The sequence below is a fragment of the Pantoea sp. Mb-10 genome (assembly GCF_021272205.1).
Lineage (GTDB): Bacteria > Pseudomonadota > Gammaproteobacteria > Enterobacterales > Enterobacteriaceae > Pantoea.
Map to the genome: position 1 here is coordinate 380,197 of NZ_JAJSDX010000002.1, position 17,888 is coordinate 398,084.

Annotated in this window: 15 protein-coding genes, 1 tRNA gene and 1 riboswitch; of the genes, 5 read left to right on the top strand and 11 right to left on the bottom strand. The window is 58.2% G+C overall.

The window, feature by feature from the left end:
- Positions 1-126: 126 nt before the first annotated feature.
- From LU196_RS05070 to metG, 5 genes are all read right to left on the bottom strand, one after another.
- Entirely contained in the window at positions 127-1,824 is a 1,698-nt protein-coding gene (locus LU196_RS05070; RefSeq protein ID WP_232759569.1) for an NAD-dependent malic enzyme, read from the bottom strand.
- Positions 1,825-1,981: 157 nt separating this feature from the next.
- The gene (gene cdd / locus LU196_RS05075; protein ID WP_232759570.1) at positions 1,982-2,878 is read right to left on the bottom strand and encodes a cytidine deaminase; all 897 of its coding nucleotides are present in this window, start codon (positions 2,876-2,878) and stop codon (positions 1,982-1,984) included.
- A 125-nt stretch (positions 2,879-3,003) separates the two neighbouring features.
- The gene (locus LU196_RS05080; RefSeq protein WP_232759571.1) at positions 3,004-3,696 is read right to left on the bottom strand and encodes a CidB/LrgB family autolysis modulator; all 693 of its coding nucleotides are present in this window, start codon (positions 3,694-3,696) and stop codon (positions 3,004-3,006) included.
- A complete protein-coding gene (locus LU196_RS05085) occupies positions 3,689-4,063 on the bottom strand; it encodes a CidA/LrgA family protein (protein ID WP_232759572.1) in 375 nt (124 codons plus the stop codon). Before LU196_RS05085 ends, LU196_RS05080 begins: the two co-directional genes overlap by 8 nt.
- A gap of 57 nt (positions 4,064-4,120) precedes the next feature.
- Complete coding sequence (metG, locus tag LU196_RS05090; RefSeq protein ID WP_232759573.1) at positions 4,121-6,154, bottom strand: methionine--tRNA ligase; 2,034 nt, start codon at positions 6,152-6,154, stop codon at positions 4,121-4,123.
- Positions 6,155-6,315: 161 nt separating this feature from the next.
- On the opposite strand from metG, the gene apbC reads away from it, so the two are divergent.
- Entirely contained in the window at positions 6,316-7,428 is a 1,113-nt protein-coding gene (gene apbC / locus LU196_RS05095) for an iron-sulfur cluster carrier protein ApbC (RefSeq protein WP_232759574.1), read from the top strand.
- Here the strand turns inward: apbC and LU196_RS05100 are convergent.
- Positions 7,425-7,877 carry a GNAT family N-acetyltransferase gene (locus LU196_RS05100; protein WP_232759575.1) on the bottom strand — a complete coding sequence of 151 codons (453 nt, stop codon included), beginning with the start codon at positions 7,875-7,877 and terminating at the stop codon, positions 7,425-7,427. The two genes, apbC and LU196_RS05100, sit on opposite strands and share 4 nt — an antisense overlap.
- Positions 7,878-8,105: 228 nt before the next feature.
- On the opposite strand from LU196_RS05100, the gene ahpC reads away from it, so the two are divergent.
- The 3 genes from ahpC to thiD all read left to right on the top strand — a co-directional run bounded on the left by ahpC (position 8,106) and on the right by thiD (position 11,976).
- Positions 8,106-8,669, top strand: coding sequence for an alkyl hydroperoxide reductase subunit C (ahpC, locus tag LU196_RS05105; RefSeq protein ID WP_010617942.1), 564 nt, complete (start codon positions 8,106-8,108; stop codon positions 8,667-8,669).
- 70 nt (positions 8,670-8,739) lie between these two features.
- Entirely contained in the window at positions 8,740-10,308 is a 1,569-nt protein-coding gene (gene ahpF, locus LU196_RS05110; protein ID WP_232759576.1) for an alkyl hydroperoxide reductase subunit F, read from the top strand.
- A gap of 594 nt (positions 10,309-10,902) precedes the next feature.
- A riboswitch (TPP riboswitch) is annotated at positions 10,903-10,999 on the top strand.
- Between the two features lie 176 nt (positions 11,000-11,175).
- Complete coding sequence (thiD, locus tag LU196_RS05115; RefSeq protein WP_232759577.1) at positions 11,176-11,976, top strand: bifunctional hydroxymethylpyrimidine kinase/phosphomethylpyrimidine kinase; 801 nt, start codon at positions 11,176-11,178, stop codon at positions 11,974-11,976.
- A 35-nt stretch (positions 11,977-12,011) separates the two neighbouring features.
- On the opposite strand, the gene LU196_RS05120 is transcribed toward thiD, so the two are convergent.
- Both LU196_RS05120 and LU196_RS05125 read right to left on the bottom strand, forming a co-directional pair.
- Positions 12,012-12,698, bottom strand: a complete 687-nt coding sequence (locus LU196_RS05120; protein WP_232759578.1) for a GntR family transcriptional regulator — start codon at positions 12,696-12,698, stop codon at positions 12,012-12,014.
- 331 nt (positions 12,699-13,029) lie between these two features.
- Positions 13,030-13,105, bottom strand: a tRNA-Asn gene (locus LU196_RS05125).
- A 295-nt stretch (positions 13,106-13,400) separates the two neighbouring features.
- Here LU196_RS05125 and LU196_RS05130 point away from each other — a divergent pair.
- Complete coding sequence (locus LU196_RS05130) at positions 13,401-14,522, top strand: Gfo/Idh/MocA family protein (RefSeq protein ID WP_232759579.1); 1,122 nt, start codon at positions 13,401-13,403, stop codon at positions 14,520-14,522.
- 26 nt (positions 14,523-14,548) lie between these two features.
- Here LU196_RS05130 and yegS read toward each other — a convergent pair whose 3' ends face one another.
- The 3 genes from yegS to baeR all read right to left on the bottom strand — a co-directional run bounded on the left by yegS (position 14,549) and on the right by baeR (position 17,885).
- On the bottom strand, positions 14,549-15,448 hold the full coding sequence (gene yegS / locus LU196_RS05135) for a lipid kinase YegS (RefSeq protein ID WP_232759580.1): 900 nt from the start codon (positions 15,446-15,448) through the stop codon (positions 14,549-14,551).
- A 244-nt stretch (positions 15,449-15,692) separates the two neighbouring features.
- Positions 15,693-17,048 carry a tRNA 5-hydroxyuridine modification protein YegQ gene (gene yegQ / locus LU196_RS05140; RefSeq protein ID WP_232759581.1) on the bottom strand — a complete coding sequence of 452 codons (1,356 nt, stop codon included), beginning with the start codon at positions 17,046-17,048 and terminating at the stop codon, positions 15,693-15,695.
- A 129-nt stretch (positions 17,049-17,177) separates the two neighbouring features.
- A complete protein-coding gene (baeR, locus tag LU196_RS05145; protein ID WP_232759582.1) occupies positions 17,178-17,885 on the bottom strand; it encodes a two-component system response regulator BaeR in 708 nt (235 codons plus the stop codon).
- Positions 17,886-17,888: the final 3 nt, after the last annotated feature.

A 17,888-nucleotide genomic window follows, 5' to 3' on the forward strand; every position in this document is an offset into this window, starting at 1 on the left:
GGGCACTCAGATGGCGGATAAACCGAATGCAGCAAGGCTACTTGAGGCGGGTGCGGTAAGCAAGTTAACGCCAGTTGCCTGGCGTTTTTTTAAGCGTTGCCGGAGGGCGCCGGCAAACGCCCTCGGTTAGATGGAGGTACGGCGATAGTGACGATACTGCGGCAGCCAGAAATTGTTGTTAACGGCTTTCGACAGCACATCTTCTGACGTGACTACCGCCACGCCCGCCAGCTGCGCCGCTTTGCCCACTTCCATGGCGATCAGTTTTGAGACGCCCTGAATGTGTTTGATCTCCGGCAAGACCGGACCTTCACCGTCGTTCACCAGCGGCGAACAATCGGCCAGCGCGCGGCTGGCGGTCATCAGCATGGAGTCGGTCACGCGGGTGGCACCGGCCGCGATCACGCCCAAGCCAATTCCCGGGAAGATATAGGAGTTGTTGCACTGGGCGATAGGATAGGTTTTCCCTTTCCAGGTCACCGGAGAGAAGGGGCTGCCGGTGGCCACCAGCGCCGCGCCGTCGGTCCAGGCGATAATATCCGCTGGCGTCGCTTCAACGCGTGATGTCGGGTTCGAGAGCGGCATCACAATCGGACGCGGGCAGTGTTTGTGCATCTCACGAATGATCTCTTCAGTGAACAGCCCTGGCTGGCCTGACACACCGATCAGAATATCTGGACGGGCGTTGCGCACCACATCGAGCAGGGAAATGGAATCGTTGGTAACGTCCCACTCTTTGAGGTTTTCGCTTTTCTGCACCAGCTTGGTTTGGAAATCCAGCAGATTTGGCAGTTTGTCGGTCAGCAGGCCGAAGCGATCGACCATCATGACGCGTGCGCGCGCTTCATCGTCAGTCAGACCTTCCGATTTCATCTGCGCAATAATCTGCTCGGCGATACCGCATCCGGCAGAACCGGCGCCGAGGAACACCACTTTTTGCTCGCACAGGCGGCTACCTGCCGCACGGCTGGCGGCAATAAGCGTGCCGACCGTCACCGCTGCGGTGCCCTGAATATCATCGTTAAAGCAGCAGACTTCATCCCGATAGCGTTCCAGCAGCGGCATGGCGTTTTTCTGCGCGAAATCTTCAAATTGCAGCAGCACGTTAGGCCAGCGGCGTTTCACTGCCTGAATAAATTCGTCAACAAAAGCTTCGTACTCTTCGCCCGTGATGCGCGGATGACGCCAGCCCATATACAGCGGGTCGTTCAGCAGCTGCTGGTTATTGGTGCCGACGTCCAGCACCACCGGCAGCGTATAAGCCGGACTGATGCCGCCACAAGCGGTGTACAGCGACAGTTTTCCGATAGGGATCCCCATGCCGCCGATGCCCAGGTCGCCCAGGCCAAGAATGCGCTCGCCGTCGGTGACCACAATCACCTTCACATTCTGCTTGGTGGCGTTTTGCAGCATGTCTTCAATGCGATCGCGGTTGTTATAGGAGATAAACACGCCGCGCGCGCGGCGATAAATTTCCGAGAAGTGTTCGCACGCCGCGCCAACGGTGGGGGTGTAGATAATGGGCATCATCTCTTCGAGATGATTGTCGAGAAGGCGATAGAAAAGGGTTTCGTTGGTGTCCTGGATATTGCGCAGATAGACGTGCTTGTCGTTGTTGTTTTTGAAATCCAGGAATTGTCGCCAGGCGCGTTCTGCCTGCTCTTCGATGGTCTCAACGGCGTCAGGCAGCAGGCCGTTAAGGTTGAATTCGTTACGTTCTTCCAGCGTGAATGCGCTGCCTTTGTTCAACAGCGGAAATTCCAGCAAGATCGGACCCGCGTAAGGAATATACAGCGGACGTTTACTTTCGTACTCGAGTTCCATGCAGTGTTTGCTCCGGTTGCAGTGTCTGCTGGCGCGTCGACGGGAGAGCGAGACGCCAGACCTGTTTTTAACGACGTTCTGGCGCCCGATCCTATGAGATTTCTTGCAGATGTACAGCTTTTGTTAACAGCAGGTCACAAAAGCGATGAAACGATCACTAAACTGATGTTTTTGAAACTAAAGTAACTGAAAAATCGTCACAGCCCAGTGCGGCCAGCGTGGCGCGCGTGGCGTCGCGCTGGGTCAGGGTGCACGCCTCACATTCCGCCAGTACCGCCTGCTGCACGCTGTGAACGTCTTCGTGATGCATGTTCAGCATAATCAGCGCCGCCTGCAGCGGCGGTAAACTCGGATTGAACGCCGCATTTTCAGCGTAGCGACCGCTATAAAGATTGCCGGCGCGGGTGCGCAGCGCCACGCCGCTGTAGCTGCGGCTGTACGGCGCATGACTCTGGTCCGCAGCCGTAATGGCGGCCTGCTGCAGCGCATCGCCGTGCGGCACGAAACCTTGCTGATTGGGCGTCATCAACCGCTCAGCAATATCCAAATCGGCCGGTCCAAACGCGTCTGGCAGGTAATCGGCCAGCGTATTCACGGCGCGACCTGGCAGGCTAATGCGGATGGCGGTGCCGCTGTTGAGTTCATTCATAAACTGCCGACAGTGACCGCAGGGCGTGTAGTTCACCGTGATGGTCGCCAGCGCAGGCTCTCCGCGTAGCCAGGCGTGCGCGATGGCACTCTGCTCCGCGTGAATGGTTTGCTGCATGGTGGCGTGCGTGAACTCCATGTTGGCGCCGAAATACCATGCGCCGCTGGTGCCACGTGCGATAGCACCCACGTTAAAATGAGATATGGGAGCCACGGCGCAGCAGGCAGCGATAGGCAGTAGCGCCAGCGCCAGCGCATCGTCATCCATTCCGGTTGCCTGTTGCAGCTGCGTCACCGCCTGTGGGTTTAACACGCCGTGAAAATTTTCATCGTCCAGCAGTGGCTGAAGGGCGCGTTGTAAGGTAACGGGCAGTGTAGCGAATGCCGGGTTAAATCGTGGATGCATGGTGTGATGACCTCATAAAACGCGGTGGCGGCAACGCGCCGCCTGAGGTTTATATGTGATCCATGTCGCTATGACAATGCAAGTTGCTTAGGTTGTTTCAACTTTGCGAGATCTCTCGCAAAGTTTTAGCCCAACCACCGCATCAGCAGCGGGAAAATAAACGGCGCCAACAGGGACGTAATAATGCCGCAGATCACCAGCGCCAGTGAGCTGAACGCACCTTCCTGGTAATCGACCTCGGCGGCGCGCGCCGTGCCCAGGGCGTGCGAGGCGTTACCGATTGCCAGCCCGCGCGAGGCGGTTTTACGCACGCCAAACAGGTTCAGGAGCGTATGTCCCAGCACCGCGCCGAGTACGCCAGCGATAAGCACGCAGATTGCGCTGATGGCGGGGATGCCGTGCAGCGAACCCGACACCGCCATGGCAATCGGTGTGGTGACGGACTTGGGCAGAATCGTGGCGGCAATTTGCGGCGTCGCCCCCATCCACAGCGCAATGGCCGTGCCGGACACCATGGCCGTGAGGCTGCCTATAAAACAGACGGTAATGATGGTTTTCCAGCGCGCCCGAATCTGGTGCATCTGCTCATAGAGCGGCAGCGCGAGCGCGACGACCGCAGGCTGCAACAGCTGGTTAAGCAGCGCGCTGCCGGCAAAATAGCGGCTGTAAGGCAGATGGGTCAGCAGCAAAATAGGGATGATGATCGCCATCGCCACCAGCAAGGGATTGACCAGTGGCAGTTTGAGTTTGCTCGCCAGCTTGCGCGCCAGCAGAAAGGCCGCCAGGGTCAGCGGCAGCGACCACCAGGCATCACTCATGGGATTTTCCTCCCCGCTGCTGTAGGCGGTCTGCGCTCAACCCCACAATCAGCAGAACCAGAACCGTGCTGAGCGTGCAGGAGACCACAATCGGGCCAAACTGGGCGGTGAGCAGATCGGTGTAGCTCATTACGCCCACGCTAATCGGCACGAACAGCAGGGCCATATAGCGGATCAGCAGATGGCAGCCGGGTTTCACCCACTCTACTGGCAAAATTTGCAGCGCCAGCAGCATAAACAGCATCAGCATGCCGAGGATACTCCCCGGCAGCGTAAACGGCAGCAAGCGCGCCAGCCCGTTACCGGCATACAGCGCAGCGTAGATAATGATAAAGGCGCGCAGATAGCGCCAACAGGCAGTTAACACAACAGGCTCCTGACGTTTAACCCCATAAAAAAGCCGCCTGACAGGCGGCTGGTTCACTTACTTCACGGGCATGCCGGGCTGTGCGCCGCTGTCCACGGACAGCACAAACAGGTCTTTGCCGCCCGGTCCCGCAGACAGCACCATGCCTTCTGAGACACCAAAGCGCATTTTACGCGGCGCAAGGTTAGCGACGATGATGGTCATTTTACCCACCAGCACCGAGGGATCCGGGTATGCCGCGCGGATGCCGGAGAAAATCTGGCGCTTCTCACCGCCCAGATCCAGCGACAGGCGCAGCAGCTTGTCGGAGCCTTCCACGCACTCTGCCTGCTCGATCAGCGCCACGCGCATGTCCACTTTGGCAAAATCATCAATGGTAATGGTATCGCCAATCGGTGCATCCGCCAGCGGACCGGTTGGTGCAGGCGCGTTGGCCGCTGCCGCATCCTCTTTAGAGGCCGCAATCAGCCCGTCGACCTTCGCCATTTCAATACGTCCGTACAGCGCTTTAAACGGGGCAACCTGGTGATTCAACAGCGGTTGGGCAATCGCATCCCACTGCAGTTCGCTCTGCAAGAATGCTTCGGCGCGCTCGCTCAGCGCAGGCAGCACCGGTTTCAGCCAGGTCATTAATACGCGGAACAGATTAATGCCCATTGAACAGATGGCCTGCAGATCGCCGTCGCGGCCTTCCTGTTTCGCCACCACCCACGGCGCTTGCTCATCAACGTAGCGGTTCGCGCTATCCGCCAGCGCCATGATGTCACGAATAGCGCGGCTATATTCACGATTTGCCCACGCCTCGCCGATGCGCTCGGAGGCGTCCACAAAGGTCTGATAAAGCGCAGGGTCAGCCAACTCACTGGCCAGCTGGCCGTCAAAGCGTTTGGTAATGAAGCCAGCGTTACGCGAAGCCAGATTCACCACTTTGTTGACGATGTCGGCGTTCACGCGCTGGACAAAATCTTCCAGGTTCAGATCGATGTCGTCAATGCGCGAGGAGAGCTTGGCCGCGTAATAGTAGCGCAGGCTGTCGGCGTCGAGATGCTGCAGCCAGGTGCTGGCTTTGATAAAGGTGCCGCGCGATTTTGACATCTTGGCGCCATTCACCGTCACATAGCCGTGCACAAACAGATTGGTCGGCTTGCGGAACTGGCTGCCTTCCAACATCGCTGGCCAGAACAGGCTGTGGAAATAAACGATATCTTTGCCAATGAAATGGTAGAGCTCGGTGGTCGACTCTTTTTGCCAGAATTCATCGAAATCAATGTCGCCGCGCTTGTCGCACAGGTTCTTGAACGATCCCATGTAACCAATTGGCGCGTCCAGCCAGACGTAGAAATACTTGCCCGGCGCATCGGGAATTTCAAAGCCAAAGTAGGGCGCGTCACGGGAAATATCCCACTGCTGCAGCCCGGCGTCGAACCACTCCTGCATTTTGTTAGCGACCTGCTCTTGCAGCGCACCGGAGCGCGTCCACGCCTGCAGCATGGCGCTGAACGACGGCAAGTCAAAGAAGAAGTGCTCAGAATCGCGCATCACCGGCGTCGCACCCGACACCACGGATTTCGGATCAATCAGCTCGGTTGGGCTGTAGGTCGCGCTGCATACTTCACAGTTATCGCCATATTGATCGGGCGCTTTGCATTTTGGGCAGGTGCCTTTCACAAAACGGTCCGGCAGGAACATGCCTTTTTCAGGATCGTAGAGCTGTGAAATGGTGCGGTTCTTAATAAAACCGTTCTCTTTCAGACGGGAATAAATGAGCGAAGCCAGTTCGCGGTTCTCTTCACCGTGCGTAGAGTGGTAGTTATCATAGCTGATATTGAAGCCGGCAAAATCCGCTTCGTGCTCTTGCTTCATCTCCGCGATCATCTGCTCGGGCGCAATGCCGAGCTGCTGTGCTTTCAGCATGATCGGCGTACCGTGCGCATCGTCCGCGCAGATGAAGTAAACCTGGTTGCCACGCATTCGCTGGTAACGGACCCACACGTCAGCCTGAATATGCTCAAGCATGTGACCTAAGTGGATAGAGCCGTTTGCGTACGGCAGGGCGCACGTTACCAGAATTTTTTTAGTGACTTGAGTCATAATTTGCGTAGCTTTCCGTGAATGAAAAATCGGGTTTAGATGTTAACTGATGCACCCTCTGGCGTAAACACGGCTGCTCCGCTACGTCACTTTTAATGGCTATCTGATATCATTGAAAGCACATCGCCGATCGCTGGCGCCATGAAAAGAGAGGAGTAGGGATGACTTCACAATCCCGGCAGCATCACACCCCTGAAGCCCTGCGCGCTGTGGTTATCAGCGTCCTGAATCGCTTTGACCATCCCACGCTGCGTCACAATCTGGTCACGCTGAAAGCGCTGCACCACGTGGCGCTGCTGGACGACACGTTACATATCGAACTGCTCATGCCGTTTGCGTGGGGCAGCGCCTTTGACGAACTGAAAGCCGAAACCAGCGCCGAGCTGCTGCGTTTGACCCAGGCGCGCGCCATCGACTGGCGTCTGCGTCACGACGTCGCCACGCTGAAGCGGGTAAAAAACCTGCCGGGCGTGAGCGGCGTAAAAAATATCATTGCCGTGAGTTCGGGCAAAGGCGGCGTGGGCAAATCCAGCACCGCCGTGAACCTGGCGCTGGCGCTGGCGGCGGAGGGGGCCAGCGTCGGTCTGCTCGATGCGGATATTTACGGCCCGTCCGTGCCCAGTATGCTGGGCACCTCGCATGAACGTCCCACCTCGCCTGATGGCAAACACATGGCGCCTATTCTCGCCCACGGTTTAGCCACTAACTCAATTGGTTACCTGGCCTCCGAGGACAATGCGATGGTATGGCGCGGGCCGATGGCGAGCAAAGCGCTGACACAGCTGCTCAATGAAACGCTGTGGCCTGAGCTGGATTACCTGGTGCTGGACATGCCGCCGGGCACCGGCGACATTCAACTTACGCTGGCGCAAAACGTGCCGGTGACCGGCGCGCTGGTGGTTACCACGCCGCAGGACATTGCGCTGATGGATGCGCGTAAAGGCGTGGTGATGTTTGAAAAAGTCAGCGTACCGGTGCTGGGTGTGGTCGAGAACATGAGTATCCATATCTGCAGCGAATGCGGGCATCACGAACCCATTTTTGGCACCGGCGGCGCGCAGCGGCTGGCGGATGATTATCATATCCAGCTGCTGGCTCAGCTGCCGCTGCACATCACGCTGCGGGAAGATTTGGACGACGGCGAGCCTACCGTAATACGCCGTCCGGACAGCGAATTTACCGCACTGTATCGCCAGCTGGCGGGGCGCGTAGCGGCCCAACTCTACTGGCAGGGCAGCGTCATTCCCGGCGATATCGCCTTCCGGGCGATCTAACCCGCAGCCTTGCCGCTGGCGCGCGCCGCCAGCGGCAAGTGCATCAGCACGTATTTGCCTTGTTCGCTTTCACCCAGCGCTTCCCGATGCCAGCCCTGTTTTTCGTAAAAAGCCAGCGCCGCGCGGTTTTGCGCCAGACACTTCAGCGCGCCGGTCGAGGTGAAGCGCTGCTGCGCCGCGGTAAGCAGGGCGCTGCCGACGCCGCGCCCCTGGAAAGCAGGATCGACAAACAGGCTGTGTAAGAAGTTATCGTTGTCCAACACCCCGGCAAAACCGACGCGATGGCCTTCTAACTCTGCCACCAGCACCGTTTCTCCCAGGATTACCGCATCAAAATCTTCCAGCTGCCAGGCATCGCCTTTTAGCCACGTCCAGCTGTGGCGTCGCGCTGCCAGATAGAGCGTGCGCAAAAAGGGCCGGTCGCTTTCCTTAAACAAACGAATCTCCACATCAGGCTCCCGCAATAGAGGTCATACTCTAAAAGTAGCAGGCGACGCCAAAGGCGAGAAAGCCTGTTAAATGCCGGGTTAATCTGTGTAGAATGCCGCGGCAAGCCGCATGAAATCTGGCTTTGGGCCACTTGATAGCTTTTGGTTATCTGAGTGATAACGCCTGCTTATTAGAAGTTGGCCCAAAAATTATGTAACTTGCATCACATATTTTAACGGAGGTCACTCATGTCCATTATTAATACCAAGATCAAACCCTTTAAAAATGCCGCCTTCAAAAACGGCGAATTCATCGACGTAACCGAAAAAGACGTTGAAGGTAAATGGAGTGTTTTCTTCTTCTATCCGGCTGACTTCACCTTCGTATGCCCGACTGAGCTGGGTGATGTTGCAGACCATTATGAAGAGTTCCAGAAGCTGGGCGTAGATATCTACTCCGTTTCCACTGACACGCACTTTACCCACAAAGCCTGGCACGGTTCTTCTGACACCATCGCCAAGATCCAGTATGCGATGATCGGCGACCCAACTGGCGCACTGACCCGCAACTTCGAAATCATGCGTGAAGCTGAAGGTCTGGCCGATCGCGGTACGTTCATTGTTGACCCAGAAGGTATCATCCAGGCGATCGAAATCACCGCAGAAGGCATCGGCCGCGACGCCTCTGACCTGCTGCGCAAAGTGAAAGCCGCCCAGTACGTGGCTTCTCACCCAGGTGAAGTGTGCCCGGCTAAATGGAAAGAAGGCGACGCCACGCTGGCACCATCACTGGACCTGGTTGGCAAAATCTAACCACCGCCCAGCCCTTCGATCTTTCTCAATCGGGTGCTGCGGCACCCGATTTTCTTGACAGGAACTCACTATGCTCGACACCAATTTAAAAACGCAGCTCAAGGCCTACCTTGAGAAATTAACAAAACCGGTTGAGTTGATTGCTACGCTGGACGACAGCGCGAAATCTGCTGAGATTCGCACGCTGCTGACCGACATCGCCAGCCTGTCAGAAAAAGTCAGCTTCCGCGAAGAGAACGATCGGCCGGTGCGTAAACCTTCGTTTTTGATTACCAATCCTGGCCGCAGCGGCGGGCCGCGTTTTGCCGGCTCCCCAATGGGCCACGAATTTACCTCCCTGGTGCTGGCACTGCTGCAGACCGGTGGGCATCCTTCTAAAGAAGCGCAAAGTCTGCTGGAGCAGGTTGCGGCGCTGGACAGCGAGCTGCACTTTGAAACTTACTATTCGCTGTCGTGCCATAACTGCCCGGATGTGGTACAGGCGCTGAACCTGATGGCGATCCTGAACCCGCGCATCAGTCACACGGCCATCGACGGCGGTATGTTCCAGCACGAGATCACCGAACGTAACGTGATGGGCGTGCCGGCGGTTTACCTCAACGGTAAAGAGTTTGGTCAGGGCCGTATGAGCCTGGCTGAGATTGTGGGTAAAGTGGATACCAACGCCGACAAGCGCGCCGCAGAAGAGTTGAATAAACGTGCGGCCTACGACGTGCTAATTGTTGGCAGCGGCCCGGCAGGGGCGGCAGCAGCCATTTACTCGGCGCGTAAAGGCATCCGCACCGGTCTGATGGGCGAGCGCTTCGGCGGTCAGGTTTTGGACACGGTCGACATCGAAAACTACATCTCCGTGCCGAAAACCGAAGGCGCCAAGCTGGCGGGTTCCCTGCGTGCGCACGTGGAAGATTACAACGTTGACGTCATTGATACCCAGAGCGCCATCAAACTGATTCCGGCGGCAAAAGCGGGCGGTTTACACGCGCTCGAAACCGCCTCAGGCGCGGTGTTGAAATCGCGCAGCATCATCATTGCCACCGGCGCGCGCTGGCGCAACATGGGCGTCCCGGGCGAAGAGCAGTATCGCACCAAGGGCGTGACCTATTGCCCACACTGCGACGGCCCGCTGTTTAAGGGCAAGCGTACGGCGGTCATTGGCGGCGGTAACTCCGGTGTCGAAGCGGCCATCGATCTCGCGGGCATCGTTGAGCACGTCACGCTGCTGGAGTTCGCGGGCGAAATGCGCGCCGACAAAGTGCTGCAAGATAAACTGCGCAGCCTGAAAAACGTGGATGTGATCCTCAATGCGCAAACCACCGAAGTCAAAGGCGACGGCAGTAAAGTCACCGGCCTGAGCTACATCGACCGCACTAACCAAACCAGCCATGAGATCGCACTGAGCGGCATCTTTGTGCAAATTGGATTGCTGCCGAACACCGGCTTCCTGGAAGGCGCGGTTGAGCTGAACAGAATGGGCGAAGTGCTCATCGACGCCAAATGCGAGACCAGCCTGAAAGGGGTATTCGCAGCAGGCGACTGCACCACGGTGCCGTACAAGCAGATCATCATCGCCAGCGGCGAAGGTGCGAAAGCCTCTCTAAGTGCTTTTGATTATCTGATCCGCACCAAGCCGGCTGAATAATGCTGCGATAGCCACGCCATCACCCCGCAACCTGTGTTGCGGGGTTTTTTTTATCCCAACCACCGACGCGCCTGTGCATCACTGATATCGCGATAAAACACTTTGTGCAGTCGCACCCCGCAGCCTGTGCACCGCGCCTGAACATACGTGCACATGCCCTGTCGTCCATCAGGACGCTGCGCGCCGCACCGCGTAATGCGCATAACGTGCCAGCGATGGGCGTGGGGAATCCAAGCCAGAAGCCGTGAGATCATCTTGAGTCCGTGAGAAAAGCGTTAAACCGCAGGGATTAAGCCCGCACGGCGTCGCGATGACGTTGATATGTATCAAGCTCCGGCCTTACCGCACGCTTTTTTACTTCCTGGTGTCGAATAGCGCAACTTCAGCGCTTTACGCTGCAGCGCAATGGACGCCGGGCATTGATCTGGCAAGGTATCGCCGAGGGCGGCGCAAAAATAGTCGCTGCCCGAGGGGGATGTGCGCCGGGAAAATGACGTGGGCGCGCACGCTTCGCCACCTTCAATCTGCCTGCGCGCGTGCGGCTTGCGCTGTTCCCGCGCCTTGCCGTATGCTGAGGCGCAGTAACGCCTGTTACTGAATGACTCGGGGTGCCCTTCTTTGTGAAGGCTGAGAAATACCCGTATTACCTGATCTGGATAATGCCAGCGTAGGGAAGTCAGATGCCTGACCGCATTCGCCTTCTTGATCGCCGGTTGGGAGCCTTATGACCTATCAACCTGACCTTCTTGCTCACGCGCCGTGCGCGCCTGCCTTCTTACCGCCACACGTTTGTTGCCGGATACTCACCGTTCCGCCTGCCTGCGGCGCCTTTTTCACTGGCATCAACGGCGCGACGGAGGCGGCGGCATGAAACGCATCAATGCCCTGACGATTGCAGGCACCGATCCCAGCGGCGGCGCGGGAATCCAGGCCGATCTCAAAGCGTTCTCGGCGCTGGGCGCCTACGGCACCAGCGTAATCACCGCGCTGGTGGCGCAAAATACCTGCGGCGTGCGGTCGGTCTATCGCGTTGATCCAGACTTTGTCACCGCTCAGCTGGACGCGGTGCTGGATGATGTACGCATTGATACCGCCAAAATCGGCATGCTCGCCGAGGCGGCCATCGTCGAGACCGTCGCGCAGCGGCTGGAACAGGCCCGACTGCCGTTTGTGGTACTGGACACGGTGATGGTGGCAAAGAGTGGCGATGCGCTGCTGTCGCCCGAGGCGGTGGCGACGCTGCGTGAGCGTTTGCTGCCGCAGGTGTCACTCATCACACCCAACCTGCCTGAAGCCGCAACGTTGCTGGGGTGCGCGCAGGCGCAGGATGAAACGGACATGCGGCGCCAGGGGGACGCCCTGCTGCAACTCGGCTGCGACGCGGTGCTGATGAAGGGCGGGCACCTGCTGCACGCCGAAAGCCCCGATTGGCTGATTACGCGCCGTGGACACCAGCGCTTTACCGCCGCGCGCGTGGCGACGCGCCACACGCACGGTACCGGCTGTTCACTCTCGGCGGCGCTGGCCGCGCTGCGTCCACAGCAGCCGGATTGGCCAGCCACCGTGGCGGCGGCAAAAGACTGGCTACAGCAGGCGCTGCGGCACGCGGATTCTCTGGAGGTGGGGAAGGGGATTGGGCCGGTGCACCATTTTCATCACTGGTGGTAAGCCGCAGGTTAGCCTAATGCCGGAGCTGTCCGGCGCTAGGGCGTTTCAAACCACGCGCTGTTCTGCGCCGCAATCGGGGCCATGTTAAGCATCATCGCTTGCAGATGGTGGCGCAGGGCGCACTCTGCGGCGTCAGCATCGCCAGCTTGCAGCGCCTGAAAAATTGCCCTGTGCTGTTGAATCAGGCTCTCCGGCGGCGCCAGCGCACTCAGCGTCAGAAAACGCACGCGATCCAGCGTGGCTTTGATGTTCTCGACCGTTTCCCATGCCAGCAGGCAATCAATGCCCTCGGCAATGAGACGATGAAACTCATCGTCGAGCAGCATAAAAGCCTGACTGTCGTGACGTTCTGCGGCGAGGTGCTGGAGCTGTAAGTTGTGTTCCAGCGCCATTAACCCGTTGGCGGTCAGCGTTAGCGCGGCGCGGCGCACCACGGCAACCTCCACGGCTTCGCGAATAAAGCGCCCGTCGGCCACGCGCTGCAAAGAAATTTTGCGCACGAAGGTGCCGCGCTGCGGCAATACCTGCACCAATCCCGCTTCGGCCAGTTTAATAAAGGCCTCACGCACCGGCTGACGCGAGACGTTAAAGCGCGTAGACACGTCTTTCTCCGACAGCAGTGCGCCCGGTTGAATGGCACAGGTGACGATATCTCTACGCAAATAGCGGTAGATCTGCTGATTAACAGGCTCGCTGGCGGTAAGGGTATAGGCGGTCGACATGCGGCAATATCCGTATTACGGCCAGCACGGCTAGCCTGAAATGAAAACGACTGCCCCTGTGCGCAGCGGGTGAGCAATCGGCGAGCTCGCCGCCTGTTGCCTGAGCGACGAAGGGGCCCTCGCGCGGGAAGTATGCGAGCATGGCGGTACGTCGCGCAGCAAGAGAGGGCAACATAGCGTTACCGATTCTACCCGACAACCCTAAGGGTGAAGGTTGTGAACCGGCTCACAGCGGGGGCCATCAACGGCGTAGCGTAGGGGAGGTCAGCGCCGCGCGGCTGAGCAACGGGCATAAAAAAAGCAGCCGTAAAGGCTGCTTTTTTCAAGAATTTGGCTCCTCTGACTGGACTCGAACCAGTGACATACGGATTAACAGTCCGCCGTTCTACCGACTGAACTACAGAGGAATCGTTTGGAACGGGGCGCATATTATCGGGGTGGCTGAGGGTTGTCAAAGCCCTTTTTCATAATTTTTTCTGACTGCCGAATAAAGCGTCAATCTGCCGTCGCGAAGAAGCGATGACGGCGAATAGCACGGCTGTTTGTGATTGAAATCACTATTGTTGTGCAAAATTACATCCTGATTTGTCGGTTATGTCAGATACCTCGCAAAGATGATCACAGATATTTCATTTCGCCGTTGTGACGGCAAAAAACGAAACATATATTCCGCATCATCTCCCCTCCTGTAGCAGGTGCAGCATGAACAAAGTCAGAATCGGTATGATCGGCAGTGGCTATATTGGTCGTTGTCACGCCATTGCCTATGCGCAGGCGCCGACGGTTTTCCCGCTCAAGGGCGAAATCGTGCGTGAGATGCTGGCCGAGGTGGATATCGAGCGGGCCAGGACACAGGCTGCCGCGTTCGGTTTTGCGCGCGCCACGGCAAACTGGCGCGAATTGGTGAGCGATCCGCAGATTGACGTCGTGGATATCTGCGCCCCGAACTTTTTGCATAAAGCGATGGCGCTTGAGGCAATCCGCCACGGCAAACACGTTTACTCAGAAAAACCGCTGTCCCTGTCGGTCGCGGACGCAGAAGAAATGGTGCTCGCCGCGCAGCAGGCCGGTGTAAAAACGCTGGTAGGCTTTAACTACATGAAAAACCCCACCAGCCAACTGGCGCGGGAGATCATTGCCGCTGGCGAAATTGGCGACGTGGTGCACTTTTATGGCACCCATAACGAAGATTATCTCGCCCGTCCCGAGACGCCGCTGGATTGGCACTGCCAAAAAGCGCTGGCAGGATTGGGCGCGCTGGGCGATTTGGCCGCCCATATCGTCAATATGGCGCACTATTTGGTGGGTGAGATCGAGGAAGTCAGCGGCGATATGATGACGGTCATCGCCCAGCGTCCCGACCCCAAGGATCCCGCGCGGCTGCTGCCGGTGGAGAACGAAGATCAGGCCAGCGCGCTGCTGCGTTTTAAAAACGGTGCGCACGGCGTGTTTGAAACCTCGCGCATTGCCTGCGGCAGCAAAATGGGCCTGACTTACGTGGTTACCGGCACCAAAGGCACGCTGCGCTATACCCAAGAGCGCATGGCGGAACTTGCGCTCTACAATCACGACGATCCCGCCGGGCGCCAGGGGTTTAAAACCTTACTGACCGGACCGGCGCACCCTGACTATGCCAACTTCTGTGTGTCGGCGGGGCACGGCATTGGCTTTAACGATCAAAAAACCGTGGAGATCCGCGATCTGATCAATGGCATCGCCGCCGGCGATCGTCTGTGGCCGGATTTCACGGAAGGGCTGCAGGTGCAAAAGGTGTTGGAAGCGGTAGCCATCTCGGCAGTGGAGCGTCGCTGGGTCAAAGTGTAAAAGGGGCGTCTGACGCCCCGTGGCGATCACGCCAGCAGTGGACACTGCGGTGGCAGACGGCAGTTTAGCGCGCCAGGCATCACCTCAAGGGTAAACTCACTGCCGGTCAGCGGCTCGCCGTCGAGATTAAACGTCATCTCATTGGGCGAGCGTATGGTCAGGGACGGCAGCTGTGCGGTGACGATATTGGGGTTCTCATCGTCACGCGTCAGCGAGTGCAGCAGCGTAGGCAGCAACTCCTGCGCCGTCACGATGCTGAGATTCAGTACGCCGTCATTAATGAGCGCCTCCGGGCAGAGTTTTTGCCCGCCGCCCGCCTGACGCCCATTCCCAATACCGATCACCAGCGCATCGCCCTGCCAGGCAAAGCCCGGCCCGCTGATTTCACAGCTATCTGGCTTCAGGGCATCCACGCGCATTAAGCCGTGAATAAAGTAGGAGACGCCGCCCAGCGCGGATTTCAACTTTTCCGGCGTTTCCGTGGTGATTCGCGTGCCAAAGCCGCCGGTCGCCATATTGATAAAGAAGCGATCGCCGTTCACGCAAGCAAGATCGATAGCGCTCGCTTTGCCCACCAGCGCCAGACGCAGCGCGGGCTCCATCTCCGCGGGAATGCCCACGCTGGTGGCGAAATCGTTGGCGGTGCCCAGCGGTAAAATACCCAGTACCGGGCGCTTTTCAGCAGGCAGCTTTGCCAATGCCGTGGCGATCTCATTGACGGTGCCATCGCCGCCGCCAGCGACCACGGTTTCCGCCTGCAGCGTCACGGCTTCCTGAATATAGCGTTCACCGTCGCCCTTTTCCCATGTGACTCGAACCGCCACGTTAAACCCCTCGTCACGCAGCGTGGTGACGGCGGCGCGCAGATCTTCGTTGCCCGCGCCTTTCCCGTTGAGGATCAGCATGGTGAGCGAATTAGTTTGCATAATCAGTTCCTTGATGCGTGATTCAGTGCAGTGGTTATAGCATAGCTGCGGCGAAAACTTTATTTTGCGGAGGCGGAAAAAAAGAAGACCCGCACGGGGGAGCCGGGCGGGTGAATGAGGTGGTTCCTGATAGAACTTGCCGTTAGTTGTTACTCGTTAGCAGCAGGCGCGATGATAAGGCGCACGTGCCTGGCGGTCTGTGATCCTGTTCTAACTTCCCCATTTTCTTTACGAAAGTGGGATCTCAACCACGCGGCGCCTGCGTGGTGCCTTCGCCATTAAAGTTGCGCAGCAGCAGGGCATACGTCAGCGCCACCGAGGCCGGTACCGGCATCCAGACCCGGTGCCCGTCGCCGGGCGCGACCTGCACCGCGTCGCCGCGATCGTTTTGCAGCGTCTCCAGCGTGGCATTGAGGTTGCCCTCAGGCGTCATGATCTCCACGGCATTGCCCACCATAAACTTATTCTTTACGGCGATTTGTGCCCAGTCACCGCGCCGTTCGCCGGTAAATTCACCGACCAACTGCTGCCGCTCAGACACCGAAAAACCCTGCTGATAGTTTTGGTAACTGTCGTGCGTATGGCGGCGTAAAAAGCCCTCGGTGTAGCCTCGGTGCGCCAGGCCTTCCAGCGTTTCCAGGAGCGAGGCGTCAAAGGGTTTTCCCGCGGCGGCATCATCAATCGCGCGGCGGTAGACCTGCGCGGTGCGCGCGCAGTAGTAAAAGGACTTGGTGCGCCCCTCTATTTTCAGCGAATGCACGCCCATTTGGCTCAGGCGCTCCACGTGCGCCACGGCGCGCAGATCTTTGGAATTCATGATGTAGGTGCCGTGTTCATCTTCAAACGCGCTCATGACCTCGCCGGGCTTCATTTTTTCTTCCAGCAGGAAGACCCGATCGGTGGGGGCGCCGACGCCCAGCGTGGGTGGCTGGACGGTCACGGGCTGATGAATGCCAACGATATTGCCGAGGTCGTCCTGCTGGCCCTCCTGCACGTTGTATTCCCAGCGGCACGCATTGGTGCAGGTACCTTGGTTGGGATCGCGTTTGTTGAGATAGCCGGACAGCAGGCAGCGCCCCGAGTAAGCCATGCACAAGGCGCCGTGCACAAAAATTTCCAACTCCATCTCCGGCACCTGCGCGCGAATCTCGGCAATTTCGTCCAGCGACAGTTCACGAGAGAGGATCACGCGCGTGAGGCCCCTCTGCTGCCAAAATTTCACCGTGGCCCAGTTTACCGCATTGGCCTGCACGGAAAGATGAATCGGCATGGCGGGGAACGCCTCGCGTACCAGCATGATCAGCCCAGGATCGGACATGATCAGCGCATCGGGCTGCATCGCCACCACGGGCGCTAAATCGCGGATAAAGGTTTTTAACTTCGCGTTATGCGGCGCAATGTTCACCACCACATAGAATTTCTTACCCAGCGCGTGCGCTTCGGCAATGCCCTGCGCCAGCACCTCGTGGGTAAATTCATTATTACGCACGCGCAAACTGTAGCGCGGCTGGCCCGCGTAAACAGCGTCGGCGCCGTAGGCAAAGGCGTAGCGCATGTTCTTCAGCGAGCCTGCTGGAGAAAGGAGTTCGGGTTTAAACATGGGGCGTCTCGCGGCTGTCGAATCGGCCGGTCATTGGATGACCGCACAGGGCTGCGGCAAACAGCCCTGCAAAAAGTGGGGATTTTAGGCGGACGCGGGCGCGAAGTAAATTGATCGCGATCAACGCCGCTAGATCACACGGCAGACATCCGCTTCCCAGCGATAACCCATGCCGTAAACCGCGCGAATGAACGGCTGGTCAGCATCCAGATTCTCCAGCTTGCGCCGCAGATTTTTAATGTGGCTGTCGATGGTGCGATCGGTCACCACGCGATAGTCATCGTACAAGTGGTTTAACAGCTGCTCGCGCGAAAAGACTTTGCCAGGCTCCAACGCCAGGGTTTTCAGCAGGCGAAATTCGGCGGGCGTGAGCTCCAGCGCCTGCTCGCGCCAGCTGGCCTGGAAGCGGCCTTCATCGATGATCAGCGGCGACGTCAGCTGCGCCTCTTCCGGCGAGCGGCGTACGCGGCGCAGAATGGTTTTCACGCGCGCCACCACTTCACGCGGGCTAAACGGTTTGCAAATGTAGTCATCCGCGCCGATTTCCAGGCCCAGCAGGCGGTCAATCTCTTCGGTGCGTGCCGTGACCATGATAATTGGCAGCTCGGAAAAGCGGCGGATCTCCCGGCACAGCGTCAGGCCGTCGCGGCCGGGCAACATCAGGTCCAGCAGCATCAAGTCAGGCGGTGTATTTTGCACATAATTCAGCACCTCGCTGCCGTCGGCAATATGGTGCGTGCGATAGTTAGAGGCTTGCAGATAATCCATCATCAGCTGTGCCAGCTTGGGCTCATCTTCTACAACAAGAATCAGGGGATCGTGGCTGTCCGGGGTCATAAG

Excerpts from the sequence above, each read along its gene's own strand:
- baeR (WP_232759582.1), bottom strand. The coding sequence starts at position 17,885 with ATGACCCCGGACAGCCACGATCCCCTGATTCTTGTTGTAGAAGATGAG.
- LU196_RS05120 (WP_232759578.1), bottom strand. The coding sequence starts at position 12,698 with ATGTCGACCGCCTATACCCTTACCGCCAGCGAGCCTGTTAATCAGCAG.
- LU196_RS05070 (WP_232759569.1), bottom strand. The coding sequence starts at position 1,824 with ATGGAACTCGAGTACGAAAGTAAACGTCCGCTGTATATTCCTTACGCG.
- ahpF (WP_232759576.1), top strand. The coding sequence starts at position 8,740 with ATGCTCGACACCAATTTAAAAACGCAGCTCAAGGCCTACCTTGAGAAA.
- LU196_RS05080 (WP_232759571.1), bottom strand. The coding sequence starts at position 3,696 with ATGAGTGATGCCTGGTGGTCGCTGCCGCTGACCCTGGCGGCCTTTCTG.
- metG (WP_232759573.1), bottom strand. The coding sequence starts at position 6,154 with ATGACTCAAGTCACTAAAAAAATTCTGGTAACGTGCGCCCTGCCGTAC.
- yegQ (WP_232759581.1), bottom strand. The coding sequence starts at position 17,048 with ATGTTTAAACCCGAACTCCTTTCTCCAGCAGGCTCGCTGAAGAACATG.
- ahpC (WP_010617942.1), top strand. The coding sequence starts at position 8,106 with ATGTCCATTATTAATACCAAGATCAAACCCTTTAAAAATGCCGCCTTC.
- yegS (WP_232759580.1), bottom strand. The coding sequence starts at position 15,448 with ATGCAAACTAATTCGCTCACCATGCTGATCCTCAACGGGAAAGGCGCG.
- thiD (WP_232759577.1), top strand. The coding sequence starts at position 11,176 with ATGAAACGCATCAATGCCCTGACGATTGCAGGCACCGATCCCAGCGGC.
- cdd (WP_232759570.1), bottom strand. The coding sequence starts at position 2,878 with ATGCATCCACGATTTAACCCGGCATTCGCTACACTGCCCGTTACCTTA.
- LU196_RS05130 (WP_232759579.1), top strand. The coding sequence starts at position 13,401 with ATGAACAAAGTCAGAATCGGTATGATCGGCAGTGGCTATATTGGTCGT.
- apbC (WP_232759574.1), top strand. The coding sequence starts at position 6,316 with ATGACTTCACAATCCCGGCAGCATCACACCCCTGAAGCCCTGCGCGCT.